Source organism: Mycobacterium sp. E2989 (assembly GCF_001667595.1).
Classification (GTDB): domain Bacteria; phylum Actinomycetota; class Actinomycetes; order Mycobacteriales; family Mycobacteriaceae; genus Mycobacterium.
In genome coordinates, this window is record NZ_LZJX01000138.1 from 22367 (window position 1) to 39335 (window position 16969).

Here is a 16969-nt window from a genome sequence, read left to right on the forward strand (position 1 = left end):
CCGGCCGCGGGCCGCCCGGAGGTCCGTCGGGGCGCCCGTGTGGGACCCGTCCGGCCGGCGGTCGACGTGCGTTACGCACGCGGTATGCATTACGATCCCGTATCTCCTCATCGAAGGCCCGATACGGAGAGGATCGGCGTGGTTTACTCATGAAGACACTGGTCACGCCCGCCGGGGGGCAGGGCTCGTACGAGGTACCGAAGAACGACTAGGCTGCGACGTACACCGCGTTCGATGTGCCGCAGGCCGGCGTCGCGATCGCCATGTAACAGTTTGTCCGGGCCGGCGGATATGGCAAGAGACGTCCGAATGGGGTAGAAGGGGGTGCGGTGGTCGAACCCGACGTGCGGGCCCGGCCCGATATCGCCATCACGAAAGGCCGCGACATTAGCCAACCGCCTAGTGGTCGACGCCGTTTTCTGCTCTTTGGTCGCCGATCGTCAGCCGACGCGACCGGACGGCGCACCATTCCGCGGGAGAACCGGAGAAGCCAGGAACCGGTGCTTCTGCAATTCCTGAAGCATGCGTGGATTCCGTTGGTCATCGTGGCGGTCGTCGCGGCCGGCGGTTTGACCGTTTCGCGCCTGCACGGAATTTTCGGATCGGAAAAGCGCCCGTCTTATGCCGACACCCGACAGCAAGACACCAAACCGTTTAACCCCAAGCACGTGAAGTACGAGGTTTTCGGCCCTCCCGGGACCACGGCCGACATCAGCTATTTCGACGCCAACGGCGAGCCGCAGCACATCAACGGAATACCCCTCCCGTGGACCTTCGACATCGCCACCAACCTCCCATCCATCGTGGGAAACGTTGTGGCACAAGGCGATAGCGAAAGTCTCGGTTGCCGTATACTCGTGGACGGCGTGGTCAAAGCCGAGAGGATCTCGAACGAGATGAATGCCTTCACCTATTGCGTGCTGACGGCGACATGAGTAACCGGGATTTGGCGACGGAACCGACGTCTCCGCCATTCTTCGCACGGATGATCCGCCGATTCTCCGTGCCGATCATTTTGGGATGGCTGGCGATCGCCGTCCTCATCAGCATCGGCGTTCCGTCCCTGGAGCAGGTCGAGCAAGAACGCGCCGTACCGCTGAATCCGATCGGCGCGCCGTCGTTCAAGGCGATGGAACGCCTGGGCACCGATTTCAAGGAAACCAACACCGGCGCTCTGGCCATGATCCTGCTGGAGGGTCAGCAGCCCCTCGGCGACGATGCGCACCTGTATTACGACCGGCTCGTCAAGCAGTTGGAAGCCGATCACCAGCACGTCCAGCACGTCCAGAATTTCTGGGGCGACCCGCTCACCAGGGGCGCCGCGCAAAGCGCCGACGGCAAGGCCGCCTATGTGCAGGTGAACCTCAACGGCATCCAGGGCGGCAGCGCCGGCGACCAGTCCGTGGCGGCGATCCGCAAGATCGTGCAGCAGGCGGACCCGCCGCCGGGTCTCAAGGTCTACGTCACCGGTCCCGCGCCGATCATCGCCGACATGAACATCGCCGGGCAGAAGACCGTCGCGCTGGTCACCCTGGTGAGCCTGGCGGTCATCTTCATTACCCTGCTGCTGGTCTATCGGTCGGTCGTCACCGTGGTTCTTCTGCTATTGATAGTCGGGCTGGAATTGCAGATCGCCCGCGGAATGGTCGCATTACTGGGCCATTTGGGCATCGTCGGCCTTACCACCTTCGCCGTCAACCTATTGGTGGCCGCGGTGATTGCCACGGGAACGGACTACGGAATATTTTTCGTCGGCCGATATCAAGAGGCGCGATGGGCCGGTGAAAGCCGGGAAATGGCCTTCTTCACCACCTACGCCAGCGTGGCCAAGGTGGTCCTGGCCTCGGGCCTGACCATTGCCGGGGCCGTCCTGTGCCTCAGCTTCACCCGGTTGCCCTATTTCCAGCCCCTCGGCATTCCCTGCGCCGTCGGCATCTCGATCGCCGTACTCGTGGCTTTGACGCTGGGTCCGGCGCTGATCGCCGCGGGCGGCCGCTTCGGGCTGTTCGAGCCCAAGCGGGCGATCACGGTGCACCGTTGGCGCCGGATCGGCACGGCCATCGTCCGGTGGCCCGCGCCGATTCTCATCGCAACGATGGCCGTCGCGCTCATCGGGTTGCTGACGCTGCCGAACTACCGGCCCAGCTACGACGACCAAAAGTTCATTCCCGCAAGCATTCCCGCGAACGTGGGGTTTGCGGCCGCCGAGCGGCACTTCCCCGGGTCGCGGATGGCGATGCCCGAGATCCTCTTGGTCGAGACCGATCACGATTTGCGCAATCCGGCCGACATGCTGGTGATCAACAAGCTCGCCAAGGGCGTGCTCGCGGTCCCGGGCATCGCGTCGGTGCAGACCGTCACCCGCCCCGAGGGGGTACCGCTTCAGCACACGACGATTCCCTGGATCGTCAGCATGGGGCAGGCCAGCCAGCTGCAGAACATGGCGTTCCAGAAGGACCGCATGGACGACATGCTCAAGCAGGCCAACGAGATGGGCAAGATGATCGCCGTCATGCAGCACATGCTGGACCTGATGCGCGAGCTGGTCGCCACGACTCATCAGATGGTCGCCAAGACGCACGAAATGCAGGAAATCACAAGCGAATTGCGCGACCACATCTCGGACTTCGAGGACTTCTTCCGACCGGTCCGCAGCTACTTCTATTGGGAGCGGCACTGCTACGACATCCCGATCTGCTTCTCGTTCCGATCCATCTTCGACGCGATCGACGGCGTTGACGAGGTCAACGACAAGTTGCGCGATCTGGTCGGCAACCTCGATCAGCTCGACGCGCTGCTGCCGCAACTGGTGATGCAGATCCCGCCGATGATCGAGACCATGCAGAGCATGCGCACCATGATGCTGACCATGCACAGCACCATGTCCGGCGTGATGGGACAGATGGATTCGAGCGCCAAGGACCCCAGCGCCATGGGGCAGGCCTTCGACGCGTCCCGCAACGACGACTCCTTCTACCTGCCGCCGGGCATCATCAACGGCTCGGACGCCTTCAAGCGGATCATGAGCGTGTTCCTGTCACCGGACGGCAAGGACGTTCGCCTGCTCATCTCGCAACGCGGTGACCCGGCGACGCCCGAGGGGCTCTCGCGTGTCGAGGCGATAAAGACGGCGGCCGAGGAGTCGCTCAAGGGCACGCCGCTGGAGAATTCAAAGATCTATCTCACCGGCACCGCATCGATCACCAAGGACTTGGTGGACGGTTCGAAATTCGACCTGCTGATCGCCGGGGTCTCCGCGCTCTGCCTGATCTTCATCATCATGCTGATCATGACGCGAAGTTTCATCGCCGCCATGGTCATCGTCGGCACGGTATTGCTTTCGCTGGGAGCCTCATTCGGTCTGGCGGTGCTCGTCTGGCAGGACATTCTGCACATCCAGTTGCACTGGACCGTGCTATCCACCTCGGTGATCGTGCTGCTAGCGGTCGGGTCTGACTACAACCTGCTTCTCGTCTCACGAATGAAGGAGGAGATCGCCGCCGGCATCAACACCGGCATCATTCGCGCGATGGCCGGTACCGGAAAGGTCGTGACCAACGCGGGCTTGGTGTTCGCGTTCACCATGGCCTCGATGGTGGCGAGCGACCTGCGCAGCATCGGTCAGGTCGGTACCACCATCGGTATGGGCCTGCTGTTCGACACGCTGATCGTCCGCGCGTTCATGACGCCGTCGGTCGCCGCGTTGCTCGGACGCTGGTTCTGGTGGCCGCAACAGGTGCGTCCCCGCCCGGCCAGTTCCATGCTGCGGCCGACCGGTCCCCGCCCGTTGGTTCGTTCCCTGTTGCTGAAGCAGCCGCTCTGAGCGGCGGGTCCAGTTGAGTAACGGGACGGCGCAATCGTGGGGAACATCGTGACGCAGGACAGCAGCGGCCGTTTGGGGTCCGCATGACCACCGAACGGACCCGGCACCCCGTCGTCGCGCGGTCGATCCGCCGGCTCGCGGTGCCGATCATCCTCGCGTGGGTGGGCCTGACGCTGGTGGTCACCCTGTTCGTGCCGTGGCTGGAGACCGTCGGTCGGGAGCATTCCGTTCCGTTGGCCCCGCAGGATGCGCCGGCCGTACAGGCGATGCAGCGCATGGGGCGGGACTTCAAAGAGTCGGACTCGGACAGCTTCGCGATGCTCGTGCTGGAGGGGCAGTCGCAGCTCGGTGACGACGCACATGAGTATTACGACCATTTGGTCCGGGAGCTCAAGGCCGACCCCAAGCACATCGAGCACGTGCAGGATCTGTGGGGCGATCGGCTCACCGCGGCGGGCGCGCAAAGCCCGGACGGCAAGGCCGTTTACGTCCAGTTGAACCTCGCCGGCAACCAGGGCACCACCCTGGGCCAGGACTCGATCGCCGCGGTCCGGCAGATCATCGCGAAGAATCCGCCGCCCCCCGGGCTCAAGGCCTATGTCACCGGTCCGGCCGCACTGATTTCGGACATGCAGAGCAGTGGTGACCGCTCCATCCTGAAGATGACGCTGATCGGCGCCGTCATCATCTTCGCCGTCCTGATGTTCGTTTACCGCTCGATCACGACCGTGATCATGTTGCTGTTGACGGTCGGGATCGAGGTCTTCGCCGCCCGCGGGATCATCGCCTTCCTCGGCGACAACGGCGTGGTTCAGCTGTCCACGTTTGCCATCAACCTGCTGGTGGCGCTCGCGATGGCCGCCGGCACGGACTACGGGATCTTCTTCTTCGGCCGGTACCAGGAGGCGCGGCAGGCCGGCGATGACCGCGAAACCGCGTTCTACACCACCTATCAGGGGGTGGCCCCGGTCGTCTTGGGGTCCGGTTTGACGATCGCCGGCGCGATGTTGTGCCTGAGTTTCACGCGGATGCCCATCTTCCAGACCATCGGTGTGCCCTGTGCGGTGGGCATGTTCGCTTCGGTCGTGATCGCGCTGACGCTGGTGCCGGCGGTGCTGACGCTCGGCAGCGGCTTCGGCCTGTTCGACCCCGCGCGCCAGATCGGCTTCGGCCGGTGGCGCCGGATCGGCACCGCGATCGTCCGCTGGCCCCTGCCCATCCTCGTCGCGACCATCGCCATCGCATTGGTCGGTCTGGTCACGCTGCCCGGCTACAAGACCAGCTACAACGACCGGCTGTACATCCCCCGCGACATCCCGGCAAACGTCGGCTATGCGGCCGCCGACCGCCACTTCTCCCAGTCGCGGATGATGCCGGAGATCCTCATGATCGAAGCCGACCACGACATGCGAAATCCCGCGGATTTCCTTGTGCTGCACCGCCTGGCCAAGGGCATCTTCAACGTCAAGGGGATCTCGCGCGTGCAGGGCATCACCCGCCCCGAGGGGACGCCGATCCAGCACACCTCGATCCCGTTCCTGCTGAGCATGCAGAACGCGACGATGAGTCAGGACATCAGATACGTCCAGGCCCGCACGAAAGACATGCTCGCGCAAGCAGATTTGATCGGCCAGCAGATCGCGACGATGAAGCGCCTGTACGAATTGCAGAAGAAACTCACCGGCATCACGCATGACTCGATCATGAAGACCCACGAGATGACGGTCATCGTCAACGAGTTGCGCGACGACATGGCGAATTTCGAGGACTTCTTCCGGCCCATCCGCAGCTATTTCTACTGGGAACGGCACTGCTACGACATCCCGATCTGTTGGTCGCTGCGCGCCATCTTCGAAACCTTTGACGGCGTAGACATTTTGAGCGACAAACTCAAGGATCTCCTCGTCGACCTCGACCACATGGATCGGCTGATGCCGGAGCTGCTCGCGCAATATCCGCCGATGATCGCCATGGCCGAGGACATGAAGGCGATGCTGCTGACCAACTACAGCACCATGTCGGGCGTCATCGGGCAGATGACCAGTAACAGCAAGGACGCCATGGCCATGGGCGAGGCGTTCGACGCGGCCAAGAACGACGATTCCTTCTATCTGCCGCCCGAGATCTTCAACAACGCCGACTTCAAGAAGGCGATGGCCAACTTCTTGTCCCCGGACGGGAAGGCGGCGCGGTTCATCATTTCGCACCGGGGCGACCCCGCCACGCCGGAGGGCGTGGGGCGGATAAACCAGATCCGCACGGCGGCCGAGGAGGCGCTGAAGACGACCCCGCTGGAGAGCGCCAAGATCTACATTGCCGGGACGGCGTCGACTTTCAAGGATTTCCGGGACGGATCCCAATACGACCTGTTCATCGCCGGGGTGGGTGCGCTCTGCCTGATTTTCATCATCATGCTCATCATCACGCGAAGTTTCGTGGCCGCCTTGGTGATTGTGGGCACGGTCGCAGTTTCGCTGGGCGCCTCGTTCGGCATGTCGGTGCTCATCTGGCAGTACGTGCTGGGCGTCAAGCTGCACTGGATGGTGCTGCCGATGTCGGTGATCGTCCTGTTGGCGGTTGGGTCTGACTACAACCTGCTGCTGGTGTCCCGGATGAAAGAGGAGATCGGCGGCGGAATCCGGACGGGCATCATCCGGGCAATGGGCGGCACCGGCAAGGTCGTGACGAACGCGGGCTTGGTGTTCGCGTTCACCATGGCCTCGATGGTGGCGAGCGACCTGCGAATCATCGGTCAGGTGGGTACCACCATCGGCCTCGGGCTGTTGTTCGACACCCTGGTGGTGCGGTCGTTCATGACACCCACCATCGCCGCCCTGCTGGGGCGCTGGTTCTGGTGGCCACAGGTGGTGCGTCCGCGCCCGGCCAGCCGGATGCTTCGGTCCGAGGGGCCGCGCCCGTTGGTGCGCTCGCTGCTGCACCGTGAATCCGACTACGACGAAACGCCGACGGCGGAGATCCCGGTCTCGAGGCCGTCCCGCTAGGCGGGTGTCGCCCGCCCGGCCGCCGCTGCCGCCAAAACCGCAACCGGCACCGGTGATCCAGAGATAATGACCGATATCCCTGCAAGTCGATCTGGACGCCCGAAACCTAGGACCGCAATGAAGTTTGCCCTGGCCTGCTACGGAACTCGCGGCGATGTCGAGCCTTCGGTGGCGGTCGGCCGGGAGCTGCTCCGCAGGGGGCACGAGGTGCGCCTGGGGGTGCCCCCCGAACTCGTCGGCTTCGCCGAGACCGCCGGGCTGACGGCGGTCCCCTACGGCCCGGAAGTGCATGACTTCCTCGACGAGCAGTTTCTGCGCAACATGTGGACGGATTTCTTCCGCAACGCGTGGAAGATCCGCGATCCGATCAGGCTGGTGCTCAAGGTCTGGGACCCGATCATCCGCTATTGGGACGACATCAACGGCGCGCTGCTGTCGCTGGCGGACGGCGCCGACATGCTTTCCAGCGGCCTCAATTTCGAGCAGGCCGCCGCGAATGTTGCTGAGTACTACGACATTCCGTTCGCCACCATGCACCACTTCCCCATGCGGCCCAACGGGCAGCTCGTGCCGACCATTCCGGCGCCCGTGGTCCGCTCCACCATGACGCTGGTCGATTGGCTGTTCTGGCGCTCGACGAAGGACGTCGAGAACGCGCAGCGCCGCGAATTGGGCCTGCCGCGGGCGACCCGTCCGGCGCCCCGCCGGATCGCCGAACGCCGATCCCTGGAAATCCAGGGCTACGACGACGTGTGCTTTCCCGGGCTGGCGCGGGAATGGTCGAAATGGGACGGCCGCCGGCCCTTTGTCGGCGCCCTGACCATGGAGATGACGACCGACACCGACGATGAGGTCGCCTCGTGGATAGCCGCGGGAACACCGCCGATTTGCTTCGCCAGCGGCAGCATCCCGGTCGAATCCCCCACCGAGATGGTCGAGATGATCAGCACCGCCTGCACGCAATTGGGCGAACGCGCACTGATCTGCGCCGGCGGGTCGGATTTCAGCGAAGTCCCGCACTTCGACCACGTCAAGGTGGTCGGCCCCGTCAATTACGCGGCCGTCTTCCCCGCCTGCCGCGCGGTCGTCCACCATGGCGGATCGGGCACCACGGCCGCCAGCCTGCGCGCCGGAGTTCCGACGTTGATCCTCTGGAGCTCGGCGGATCAGCCCTACTGGGGGGCCCAGGTCAAGCGACTGGAAGTCGGTACGGCCCGGCGCTTCTCGAAGACCACCAGCAAATCCCTGGTGGCAGACCTGCGGCAAACCCTTACCCCGTCCTACGCCACCCGGGCCCGCGAGATCGCCACCCGGATGACCAAGCCCAGCGAAAGCGCCGCCATGGCCGCCGACCTCTTCGAAGCGATGGCCGGCCGGCCGCGTTAAGGCACGCCGCACGCCGTCTATTTCCCCTATCGACCGATTGGGTTTCAACTGGCGAAACAGGGTACAGATTCGGCAAACGTTGACAGAATGGCTTCCTGGAAACCTCAGAAGGGTGCTAACGGCATAACTTGGGGGCTAGGCTCATGAACCTAAGTACTGGTCCGGGATTCCTGGATGCGGGTGGGCCTGACAGTGTGAGGGGGAAGTATTGACTCAGCGTAGTTGCCGCGTCTGCGGCGGTGATCTCCGTGAGGTACTCGACCTCGGACGCCAGCCAGTCTCGAATGCCTTCGTGAAACCCGAAGAGACCGCCAAGGTGCCGTTTTTTCGGCTCGTGGTGGGCCTCTGCACGTCGTGCACGATGGTGCAGCAACTAGACGAGGTTCCGCCCAGCCAGATGTTTCGCGCGGACTACCCGTACCGCGCGTCGGGATCCGCGGTGATTCGCAAGCATTTCGAGGACGTCGCCAGGTGGATCATCAGCGTAATCCCCGACGATGAGAACCGGTTCGTCGTCGAAATCGGCAGCAACGACGGCGTCATGCTGAAGACCCTCAGCGACGCCGGGGTGCGGCACCTGGGCGTCGACCCGGCCGCCGGGGCGGGCGACGTCGCCCGCGCGCACGGCGCCCGGGTCCGCACGGATTTCTTCGACGAGTCGACCGCGGCCGACATCCGCGAGAAGGAAGGCCCGGCAAGCCTGATCTTTTCGGCGAACACGATCAGTCACATCTCTTACCTGGACTCGATCTTCCGCGGGGCGGAGCTGCTGCTGGCGCCGGACGGGCTGTTCGTGTTCGAGGACCGCTACCTCGCCGACATCCTGCGGTGCGTCTACTTCGACCAGATCTACGACGAGCACTTCTATCTGTTCTCCGTCCGCTCGGTGCAGGCGTTGGCGGCGCGCTTCGGCCTGGAATTGGTTGACGTCGAACACCTCCCCCTGCACGGCGGTTCCATCCGCTACACCGTCGCCCGCGCGGGCAACCGGCAGCCCAGCCCCGCCGTGGCGGAATTCCTGGCCCAGGAAAAGGCCGACGGGATCGCCGAGGAGGCGACGTTCGTCCAATTCTCCGAGGACATCAACCGCATCCGCAAGGACCTGGTGACCCTGCTGCGCGATCTGCGGTCCGACGGCCGGCGAGTCGTCGGGTACGGCGCCACGTCGCGCAGCGCCACGGTCATGAACTATTGCCACATCGACTCGGAACTGCTTCCGATGGTGTGCGATTCGACCCCGGAGAAGCAGGGCCGGCTGACACCGGGCTCAAAGGTCCCGGTGTGCCCGCCGGAAGTCTTCTCCCACCCCTACCCGGACTACGCGCTGCTGTTCGCGTGGAACCACGCCGACGAGATCATGGCGAAGGAACAAGCCTTCCACGAAAAGGGCGGGCGCTGGATCCTGTACTCGCCCAAGGTCCATATCGTCTGATGCGCCGCCGGCTCACTGCGCAGGTTTGATCAGCAGGCCCTGGCCGGTGGGCAAAGTGCAGATCGGCACGCCCAATTCGCCCGCCAGGGCGTCCATGGCCAGGCGCTGCTCTTCGTGCCCGTGGTAGGCGTAGTCGTCCAGCAGCACGAAGGCGCCGGGCGAGAGCCGCGGCCAGAAGAACCGCAGCGCCGCGACCTCCGGTGGGGCACAGTTCATGTCGATGTGCAGGAAGGCCACCGTGCGCGCCTCGACCTGGTCGAGCGTCTCCGGGACCGGCCCGACGATGATGCGTTGGTTCTTCCATTGCGCGAAGTTGGCCCGCACACCCTCGACCCCGCTGACGTACATGCCGTTGCGAAGCTGCTGCTCGCTCCGCTCCAGCGCGCCGCCCCGGCGTTCGTCGGCGGTGACGTAACGCGGATCGATTCCGGCGAAAGTGTCGAGCAGATAAAAGGTCTTGCCCAGTCGATCCCAGTCGAGATACTCCATGATGGCGCTGCTCAAGAACCCGTAACTGACGCCGCACTCCACGAAATCACCGTCGAGCCGGCTGGCGTTGGTCGCCGCCCACAAACCGATGTGCGCGCGCCAATGCCACTGGTACCAGTCCTGGCCGCCCAGGGCGCGCGCACCGCGCTCGTAGGCGCGCTGGAACGCCGGATCCTCCATGAACGCGTGGCGGTGGAAACTGAACAACGCGTCGCTGGCGTACGCCTTCGGAAAAAGCTTGCGCGCGAGCCCATACTCCTTGCCCACCATCCATAGCCGGATGCGAGCGCCGGTCGACAGCCTGTTTGCCACGGCGGAAACGATAGCATCGGGATCCGTTGGCCTACCCGGGAACGCGGCGGGTTGGCCGGAGCGGCGGCGGCCGCCCCCCTTCACAGCACGCGTTGCCATCAGCGGCCGGACGCCGCGTCGGAAGCACGGCACGATGGCCGAAGCGTGAACCCCAGTGGCACAACGAATCCCGCAAGGAGGTTCGCGCCGCTCGCCAGAATCGCCGCTTCCTTACTTGACCCGCAGGACGAACCCGGTCTGGTCACCCCGGCCCTGGCGGTTCAGCGCCACCGCGCGCTTCTCCCAGTTCAAGAGCTGCCTGACCCCGAACATCCGAACCATGGCCCCAAGGCTGGTCATTTCGGTCAGCGCGATGTCGCGGCGGTTCGCCTCGCTTCCGATGAACGACCCCGAGCTCTGATCGTCGATGGCCTTCTCGACCCGCAGCCCGGCCCTGTCGGCCGCCACCGCCATACCCTTGCGGGACGGTATGCAAATGTGCTTGGGCGCATCGATGTTCATCCAGTTGGCCCGGTAGGTGTCCCAGACTTCGGACGAGGTGGTCGGCAGCCGGACCAGGCACAAGCCCGTGGGGGCCAGCCTCTCGTGCGCCGCCTTCAGCGTGGCGGTCAGGTCCGGGACGTGTTCGAGCGAATGGTTGAACATGATGACGTCGAACTCACCGGTCATCTCGTCCAGGTCCCGCTTCGCCAGGGGAACCCCGAGGGCCGTCTTGCCGTCGGCCTCGATGAACGGGTCGGCGCCGGACAGGTTCGTGAATCCGGCCCTGGCCAACCGGTCGAGCAGCGCGCCGCCACCACACCCCACGTCCAGAACCCGCGCGTCGAGCGAAACCCCTAGCTCGCCAAGCATTTTGACGACGTCGCCGCTGGCGTCGTGCGTTCCGATCAGGCTGCGCAGCCCGGGCGGCAGCGCCGAGACGAGCGTACCGACCAGGCGGCCGCCGGCGTGCAGGTCATGGCGGTCCTCCTGCGCGGTCAGCCATTGGAACAGCTTGGGCTGCGGCGCGACTTTGTAGGAGTAATAGTCCGAGGGGTAAAAGCGCATGAGTTCTTCACCCTCAAGCACTTTCGCGATCTGCAATGTGCCGCACTCGGCGCAGACGAAGTAATCGAATACTTCTCGGGTCCCGAAATACATCTCCCGAACGGGAACAATTTCGTGCGGACCATTCGATCCACATAGTTGGCACGGTTTGTTAACTTCGCTCACTTCGCCCTTCCCCATGAAGTTTTCGACGCCAGAAACGATACCGCCACGACCCGGGGTCCGTTGGCGATCTGCGAGACTCGACCGGCGGGGCCGATCCCCGACTCAGCCGCCAGCGCTGATCAGGCATAACGCCTCAGGCTGGCGAAATTTTCCGCGAGGTCCGCGGCCTTCGCGACGCTTTCGCTGGGACTCGTCATCCGGGTGGCGATCTCGCGGGCACGGGCGACGTAATCCGGCGCGAGAATGCGTCGCAGGTCCGTCACCAGTGATTTCCGCGTGGTGGCCGAAAATCGCCGAGTGGTGCCCACCTTCAATCGCTTGACCTGACCGCCCCACAGGGTTTGGTTGACGTCCATCGAAAGAATCAACGTGGGAACGCCGGCACGCAGGCTGGCGGCCGTGGTGCCCGAGCCGCCGTGGTGGACCACCGCGTGGCAGGCGGGGAAGATCTTCGCGTAATTCACCGCCCCCACCACCTTGACGTGGTCGAAGCTCGGCACGTCGCTGTAGTCGCTCGAACCGGCGCAGAGCAACGCCCGCTCCCCCAGCTCGCCGCAGGCGGAGGCGATCATCTGGACCGTCTCGGCCGGCGACGCCACCGGCATGCTGCCGAAGCCGAAGCAAATCGGCGGTGATCCCGCCGCGATCCACGAGGCGACGTCGTCGTCGAGTTCGGTGGTCAGCTCCATCGTCAGCGCCCCGACGAACGGCCGCTGGCCGTCCCACTTCGCCCATTCGGCGGCCAACCCCGGAAAACACGCCTCGTCGTAGGCCTGGATTTCCATCGCCCCCCGTCGGGCGATGCGCGCCGGCGAGGGACCCTTCGCCTTCGGCAGGCCGAGTTCGCGCCGCTGGGCATCCTCGGGCTTCTTGTTCAGGCGCCAGGCCAACCAGTCGAACGCCATCATGGCCGACCGACCCAACGGGGGCGGCAGGATCGAGACCAGCTGGCCGTTGGGCCGCATCGGGGCGTGGTGCAGCGTGGCCAACGGGATGTCGTAGTACTCGGCGACGTTGGCGGCGGGCTCCTGGTAACTCTGCCCGACCAGCAACAGGTCGGCCCCGTCGGCCAGCGACGTCAGCGTCGTCGTCATGTGGCCCCAGCATTGGTCGCTGAGGTCCCACATCTCGCGCCACAACCCGCGCAGCTCCCGGACCTTCCAGAACGCGCCGAAGAAAGACGTCCAGAAATTGCGGTACACGTCCAGCCACAGCTGGGTCTCTAGCCCATACGCGGCCGCCGGGAGACCGGCCGCCTCGGCGAAGCCGATCAGGTCGGGCGGCACCGCCATCCGCACGTCATGGCCCCTGCGCAGGAGTTCGCGACCGACGACGACGGAAGGCTCGATGTCGCCTCGAGTTCCATAGCAGGCCAGCACAAACTTCATCGCGAACCAAGCCTTTCACTTGACGTGCGCACCGGCGGCGGCAGGGGCACCGGTCATTATGGCCGGTTCTCCGGTGCCGGGGGCGGCTTCGATCCTCCGCGTGCGCGCGGCGATACCGCGCGCGGAGCGTCAGCGCGCTCCGGTGCGGCGCCCCGGGCGGGTTGCCCTCACTTGCGCCAGAGCACGCCCGTGCCGTCGATCTCCTGGATCTCCGCGGTGATGCCGTGCTTGGTCCGGTAGTCCGTGGTGGCCTGCCGGCACGCGTCGAGGGCGTGGTAGTCGTCGATGATGCAGAAGCCCCCGGGCGACAGCCGCGGGTAGAGCGCGTCGAGCGCCTGGATCGTCGATTCGTAGAGGTCGCCGTCGAGCCGCAGGACGGCGATTTGATCGATGGGGGCGTCGTTCAGCGTGTCCTTGAACCAGCCGGGAAGGAAACGAACCTGGTCGTCCAGCAGCCCGTAGCGCGCGAAGTTGGCCCGGACCTCCGCTTCCGGTATCGCGAGGATGTTGGCCGCACGGTGCAGGTTGATGCCCGCGTCCGCCTTGTAGTTGGCCGGGTCCGGCGGCGGTACGCCGGCGAAGGAATCGCACACCCATACGCGGCGCGCCTCGTCGCCGTAGGCCGAGAGCACCGCGCGCATCAGGATGGAAGCCCCTCCGCGCCACACGCCGCATTCGACCAAGTCGCCGGGAATGTCCTCGGTCAGCACCGTCTCGACGCAATGTTGCAGGCTGGTAAGGCGCTTCATCCCGATCATCGTCAGCGCATCCGCGGGCCAGTCCTGGCCCAACTCTCGCGCTTGCTGATCGAACGGACGCTTACGGACGAGCATGTAGCTGCCGGTATTGAGAATCGGCCGCCCGATGCGATACCACCGGACTGGCACCAGTTCATCTGAGCCGTATCTGGTCAAGTCGCGTCGGAGCAGGTCGAGGTACGCAGACCGGGTATCGCGGTCGGTCACAGTCAAGATTGCCCCCTGTCTCGCATTTCAATACTCCCGATGTTGAGCCTAGCCGCCTATCGGCGCCTCTAGTACGTTTCGAGTTTTCTGGAATCGGATCCGCCAAGCGGATGGTTGTTTGCTCACGTGGGTTTCTCGGCCATTAGGCGCATTCGGCACGTCCAGCGGAACGGCCGGTGGCCGACCCAATTTCGCCATTCGTCCGCCACCCCGAGGAGCAAACCCATTCCTGCACTTGGGTTCTGGTGATCGGCGTGCTGCGATCGGTCGCGGCGCGGCACCTGTCGCCTGCGTAAGCCTAGGTCATGCTGCTGCGCTCACTCGCCCTTCTTCAACATGCGTCACACGGGGGAAAACTTCGCGATTCGCGAAGCCGGCGTGCGGCCGCGATACGCGATGTGATGCCTCGACAGTACCGGGCTGGAATGCTACCGCACCACGGCTTTTGGCGGCGCGTTGCTCACATTCGAGCCCGATCGCGAGTGCCCGAAATTAACCATGTAGTTAATGGCCGATCGCTTTTAGCGATGGCCGGCGTGCTCGACCGGCCGGCCACCGACGCTGTCGCTCGCCGCGGGGCCGGACTCGGGGAGGCTGCCGATCCACTCGAGCAGCACACGCAGACCGTCGTCGAGCGTCCACTTCGGGCGCCAACCGAGCTCGTCCATCGCCGGCTGGATGTCGCAACTCGCGGCGCGGACGTCGCCATCGCGGAACTTGGGGACCAGCACCGGTTCCGGCGCGTCGAACGCCGCGGCGATCTTCCTGGCCAGCTCATGAATGGTCGTCCCGATTCCCGACCCGATGTCGAGGCAACGGGAACCCTTGGCGGGCTGCTGAACCGCGGCGAAAACGGCATCCACCACGTCGTCGATGAAGACCAGGTCGCGCACGATTCGCCCGTCCTCGTACACCTCCGACGCGCGTCCCTCCCGCGACAACCGCGCGAAGAACGGCACGACACCGGTGTACGGATTGCTCAGCGGCTGACCCGGCCCGAAGGCATTCTGCAGACGCAACACGCTGAGATTGGTGTCGTGCGCGGCCGCCCAGGCGGCCAGCAGGTGCTCTTGCGCGAGCTTCGTCGCCCCGTAGACGTTGGTGGGCCGCGGCTCCGTTCGGCCCGCGGAGCTCGGAAGCGGCACCGCCGGTTCGCCCGCGGGCCCCGGCGGATCCCAGATGCCGGCCACCAGCTGCGCATGGCTGCGCGGCGGCGGATAAAAGACCTCACCGCCGGACTGCCACGCGCCCTCGCCGTAGACCGCCCTGGACGACGCCAGGACGAACTGCTCGGGCACCAGTCCCTTGCGGCCCAGCGCGTCCAGCATCTGGGTGGTGCCCACGACATTCACCGCGCCGTGGCGCGTCGCCTCGGTGAGCGACTGAGCGGTCCCGGTTTCGGCCGCCAGATGGACGACCTGGGTGGGCCGGAACAACCTGAGCACGGCGTCCCAGTCGGGCGCGTGCGTGACATCGCCGGTGAAGAACCGCACGGACGGCGGAAGGTCGATCGCGCGCCCGTCGTGCACCTGTGGGAGCAGAACGTCCATGACGGCGACGTCACAACCAACTTTGACCAGGCGGTGCGCAAGCGCGGAACCGATGAAGCCTGCGCCTCCGGTGATGAGCACGGACGATGACAAGAGCCGGCGCCTCCCAGTTGAGTGCGGAAAAGTTTGACCGGCACGCCTGCCGAGGTGCGATCCGGTCGATCATATCGGGGGCCCGCTCGGCGAAAGCTGGATTGCCCGGATAGGTGTCAGGGGCGCGCGACGGCGATCGAAGGCGCGATTGAGCGCTGCGGTGGACGGCGGTTAGGCCCAAGATCCCCTGCGTCGGTGCGCCATGGCGACGACCTCGAGGATGGGCTTCATGACGGAAGGCCTGAGCAGCCGAACCAGCGTGCTGTTGGAGTAACCGCGGGCGTTGTCGAACGCCGTCCGGAAATCGTGTTCGCTCGCCCGATAGGCCTCGAAAACGCGATCCAACTCGGCCTCGTCCCAGGGCTCGTCCGCGGCGGCGGCGTGCATCGCGCGGTAGACCACCGACATCCAGTCGGTGCCGAAGCGATCCGTGGGCGGACCGTCGCAGTCGCGATTGCGCCGAAGGTCCGGCGACAGGAACTCGTCGACGGCCGCCTCGTCCTCGGCGACGAGATCGATGCCGAGCGCCGTGGAAATCCGCTTCATTTCCCGGCGCCAATCGTCGAGGAGGTTGGTGTACTCGACGAACACCCGCGGCAGGCCGCGCGTCTGGCGTTCGGACACCAGGTTGCCCTTGAGCCATAATGCGCTCACCAGCTCCGGCGACGCCCCGGCGAGGCGTCCCATCGACGGGACCACCTCCTGCGGGTGGCGCACCGCGATCACCACGGCGATGTCGAAGCCGGCCTTGCGCGCGGCCTCGAACCACATGTCGGCGAGCACATTGATCTGCAGGTCCTTGATGACCACCAGCGGGGCGGCCGGCAGCTTGTTGACATACGACTGGATGTCAACCATGCAAGAGGCCTTCTCTTTGGCGCTGAATTCGCCTTCCTCGAGCACGCGCAGCGAAGGGTCCCACCAAGCGCTGCCGTGACGTTCCAGAATTGCCCGGTTGAGCAACAGGGATTCGCGCGGTTCCCAATAGCCACGCTGGTTGCCTTCGTCGGCCCCCATCATCCCGACGGGAAGCGTGGCACCGCACAGCGAGAGCACCCGGGTGAGGGCGGACGTTCCGGATCTCCCCATACCCAGGACGAAGATGGCGATCGGCCGGGTTGCACTCCCGTTCAAGGCCCTCTTGCCGGTTGCCTGGCCCCTGCGACTGACGTTTTTTGTGATACCGCTCAGCACTGTCCACCATCCATCGTTAAGCAGGAGAGCAGCAAACCCTCCGAGACGCCATAAACAAGGGCCCCCACCCTGGTTTGGGCACTGTCAGATACTGGCGGAATCGTAGCAACGCAACCCGTTATC

The 16969-nt window shown here is 65.1% G+C and carries 11 protein-coding genes; 5 read left to right on the forward strand and 6 right to left on the reverse strand.

Translation table 11 applies throughout. From position 1 onward, the window contains the following. The first annotated feature begins 515 nt into the window (after window positions 1-515). The 5 genes from A5680_RS24420 (at window position 516) to A5680_RS24440 (ending at window position 9643) form a co-directional block, all read left to right on the forward strand. Window positions 516-935 (forward strand): MmpS family protein, encoded by a 420-nt coding sequence (locus tag A5680_RS24420; RefSeq protein ID WP_067824256.1) that lies wholly within the window; start codon window positions 516-518, stop codon window positions 933-935. Then, entirely contained in the window at window positions 932-3823 is a 2892-nt protein-coding gene (locus tag A5680_RS24425; RefSeq protein ID WP_067824120.1) for an RND family transporter, read from the forward strand. The genes A5680_RS24420 and A5680_RS24425 overlap by 4 nt, the downstream gene beginning before the upstream one ends. Before the next feature lie 83 nt (window positions 3824-3906). Next, on the forward strand, window positions 3907-6825 hold the full coding sequence (locus tag A5680_RS24430; RefSeq protein WP_067824123.1) for an RND family transporter: 2919 nt from the start codon (window positions 3907-3909) through the stop codon (window positions 6823-6825). Between the two features lie 117 nt (window positions 6826-6942). Then, window positions 6943-8211: a glycosyltransferase gene (locus A5680_RS24435; RefSeq protein WP_067824126.1), complete on the forward strand. Its 1269-nt coding sequence runs from the start codon at window positions 6943-6945 to the stop codon at window positions 8209-8211. Between the two features lie 208 nt (window positions 8212-8419). Then, window positions 8420-9643 (forward strand): class I SAM-dependent methyltransferase, encoded by a 1224-nt coding sequence (locus A5680_RS24440; protein WP_067824129.1) that lies wholly within the window; start codon window positions 8420-8422, stop codon window positions 9641-9643. A 12-nt stretch (window positions 9644-9655) separates the two neighbouring features. Here A5680_RS24440 and A5680_RS24445 read toward each other — a convergent pair whose 3' ends face one another. The 6 genes from A5680_RS24445 to A5680_RS24470 form a co-directional block, all read right to left on the reverse strand. Then, window positions 9656-10444, reverse strand: coding sequence for a class I SAM-dependent methyltransferase (locus tag A5680_RS24445; protein ID WP_141224761.1), 789 nt, complete (start codon window positions 10442-10444; stop codon window positions 9656-9658). 210 nt (window positions 10445-10654) lie between these two features. Beyond that, on the reverse strand, window positions 10655-11656 hold the full coding sequence (locus A5680_RS24450) for a class I SAM-dependent methyltransferase (protein WP_369808535.1): 1002 nt from the start codon (window positions 11654-11656) through the stop codon (window positions 10655-10657). Between the two features lie 119 nt (window positions 11657-11775). Next, window positions 11776-13044: a glycosyltransferase gene (locus A5680_RS24455; protein WP_067824132.1), complete on the reverse strand. Its 1269-nt coding sequence runs from the start codon at window positions 13042-13044 to the stop codon at window positions 11776-11778. A gap of 167 nt (window positions 13045-13211) precedes the next feature. Beyond that, the gene (locus tag A5680_RS24460) at window positions 13212-14015 is read right to left on the reverse strand and encodes a TylF/MycF/NovP-related O-methyltransferase (RefSeq protein ID WP_046183086.1); all 804 of its coding nucleotides are present in this window, start codon (window positions 14013-14015) and stop codon (window positions 13212-13214) included. 515 nt (window positions 14016-14530) lie between these two features. After that, window positions 14531-15640: an NAD(P)-dependent oxidoreductase gene (locus tag A5680_RS24465; protein WP_067824135.1), complete on the reverse strand. Its 1110-nt coding sequence runs from the start codon at window positions 15638-15640 to the stop codon at window positions 14531-14533. A gap of 183 nt (window positions 15641-15823) precedes the next feature. Continuing rightward, window positions 15824-16741: a sulfotransferase family protein gene (locus A5680_RS24470; RefSeq protein ID WP_046183088.1), complete on the reverse strand. Its 918-nt coding sequence runs from the start codon at window positions 16739-16741 to the stop codon at window positions 15824-15826. Between the last annotated feature and the right edge of the window lie 228 nt (window positions 16742-16969).

Coding starts and splice junctions, on each gene's coding strand:
- A5680_RS24435 (WP_067824126.1), top strand. CDS start 6,943: ATGAAGTTTGCCCTGGCCTGCTACGGAACTCGCGGCGATGTCGAGCCT.
- A5680_RS24455 (WP_067824132.1), bottom strand. CDS start 13,044: ATGAAGTTTGTGCTGGCCTGCTATGGAACTCGAGGCGACATCGAGCCT.
- A5680_RS24470 (WP_046183088.1), bottom strand. CDS start 16,741: ATGGGGAGATCCGGAACGTCCGCCCTCACCCGGGTGCTCTCGCTGTGC.
- A5680_RS24425 (WP_067824120.1), top strand. CDS start 932: ATGAGTAACCGGGATTTGGCGACGGAACCGACGTCTCCGCCATTCTTC.
- A5680_RS24430 (WP_067824123.1), top strand. CDS start 3,907: ATGACCACCGAACGGACCCGGCACCCCGTCGTCGCGCGGTCGATCCGC.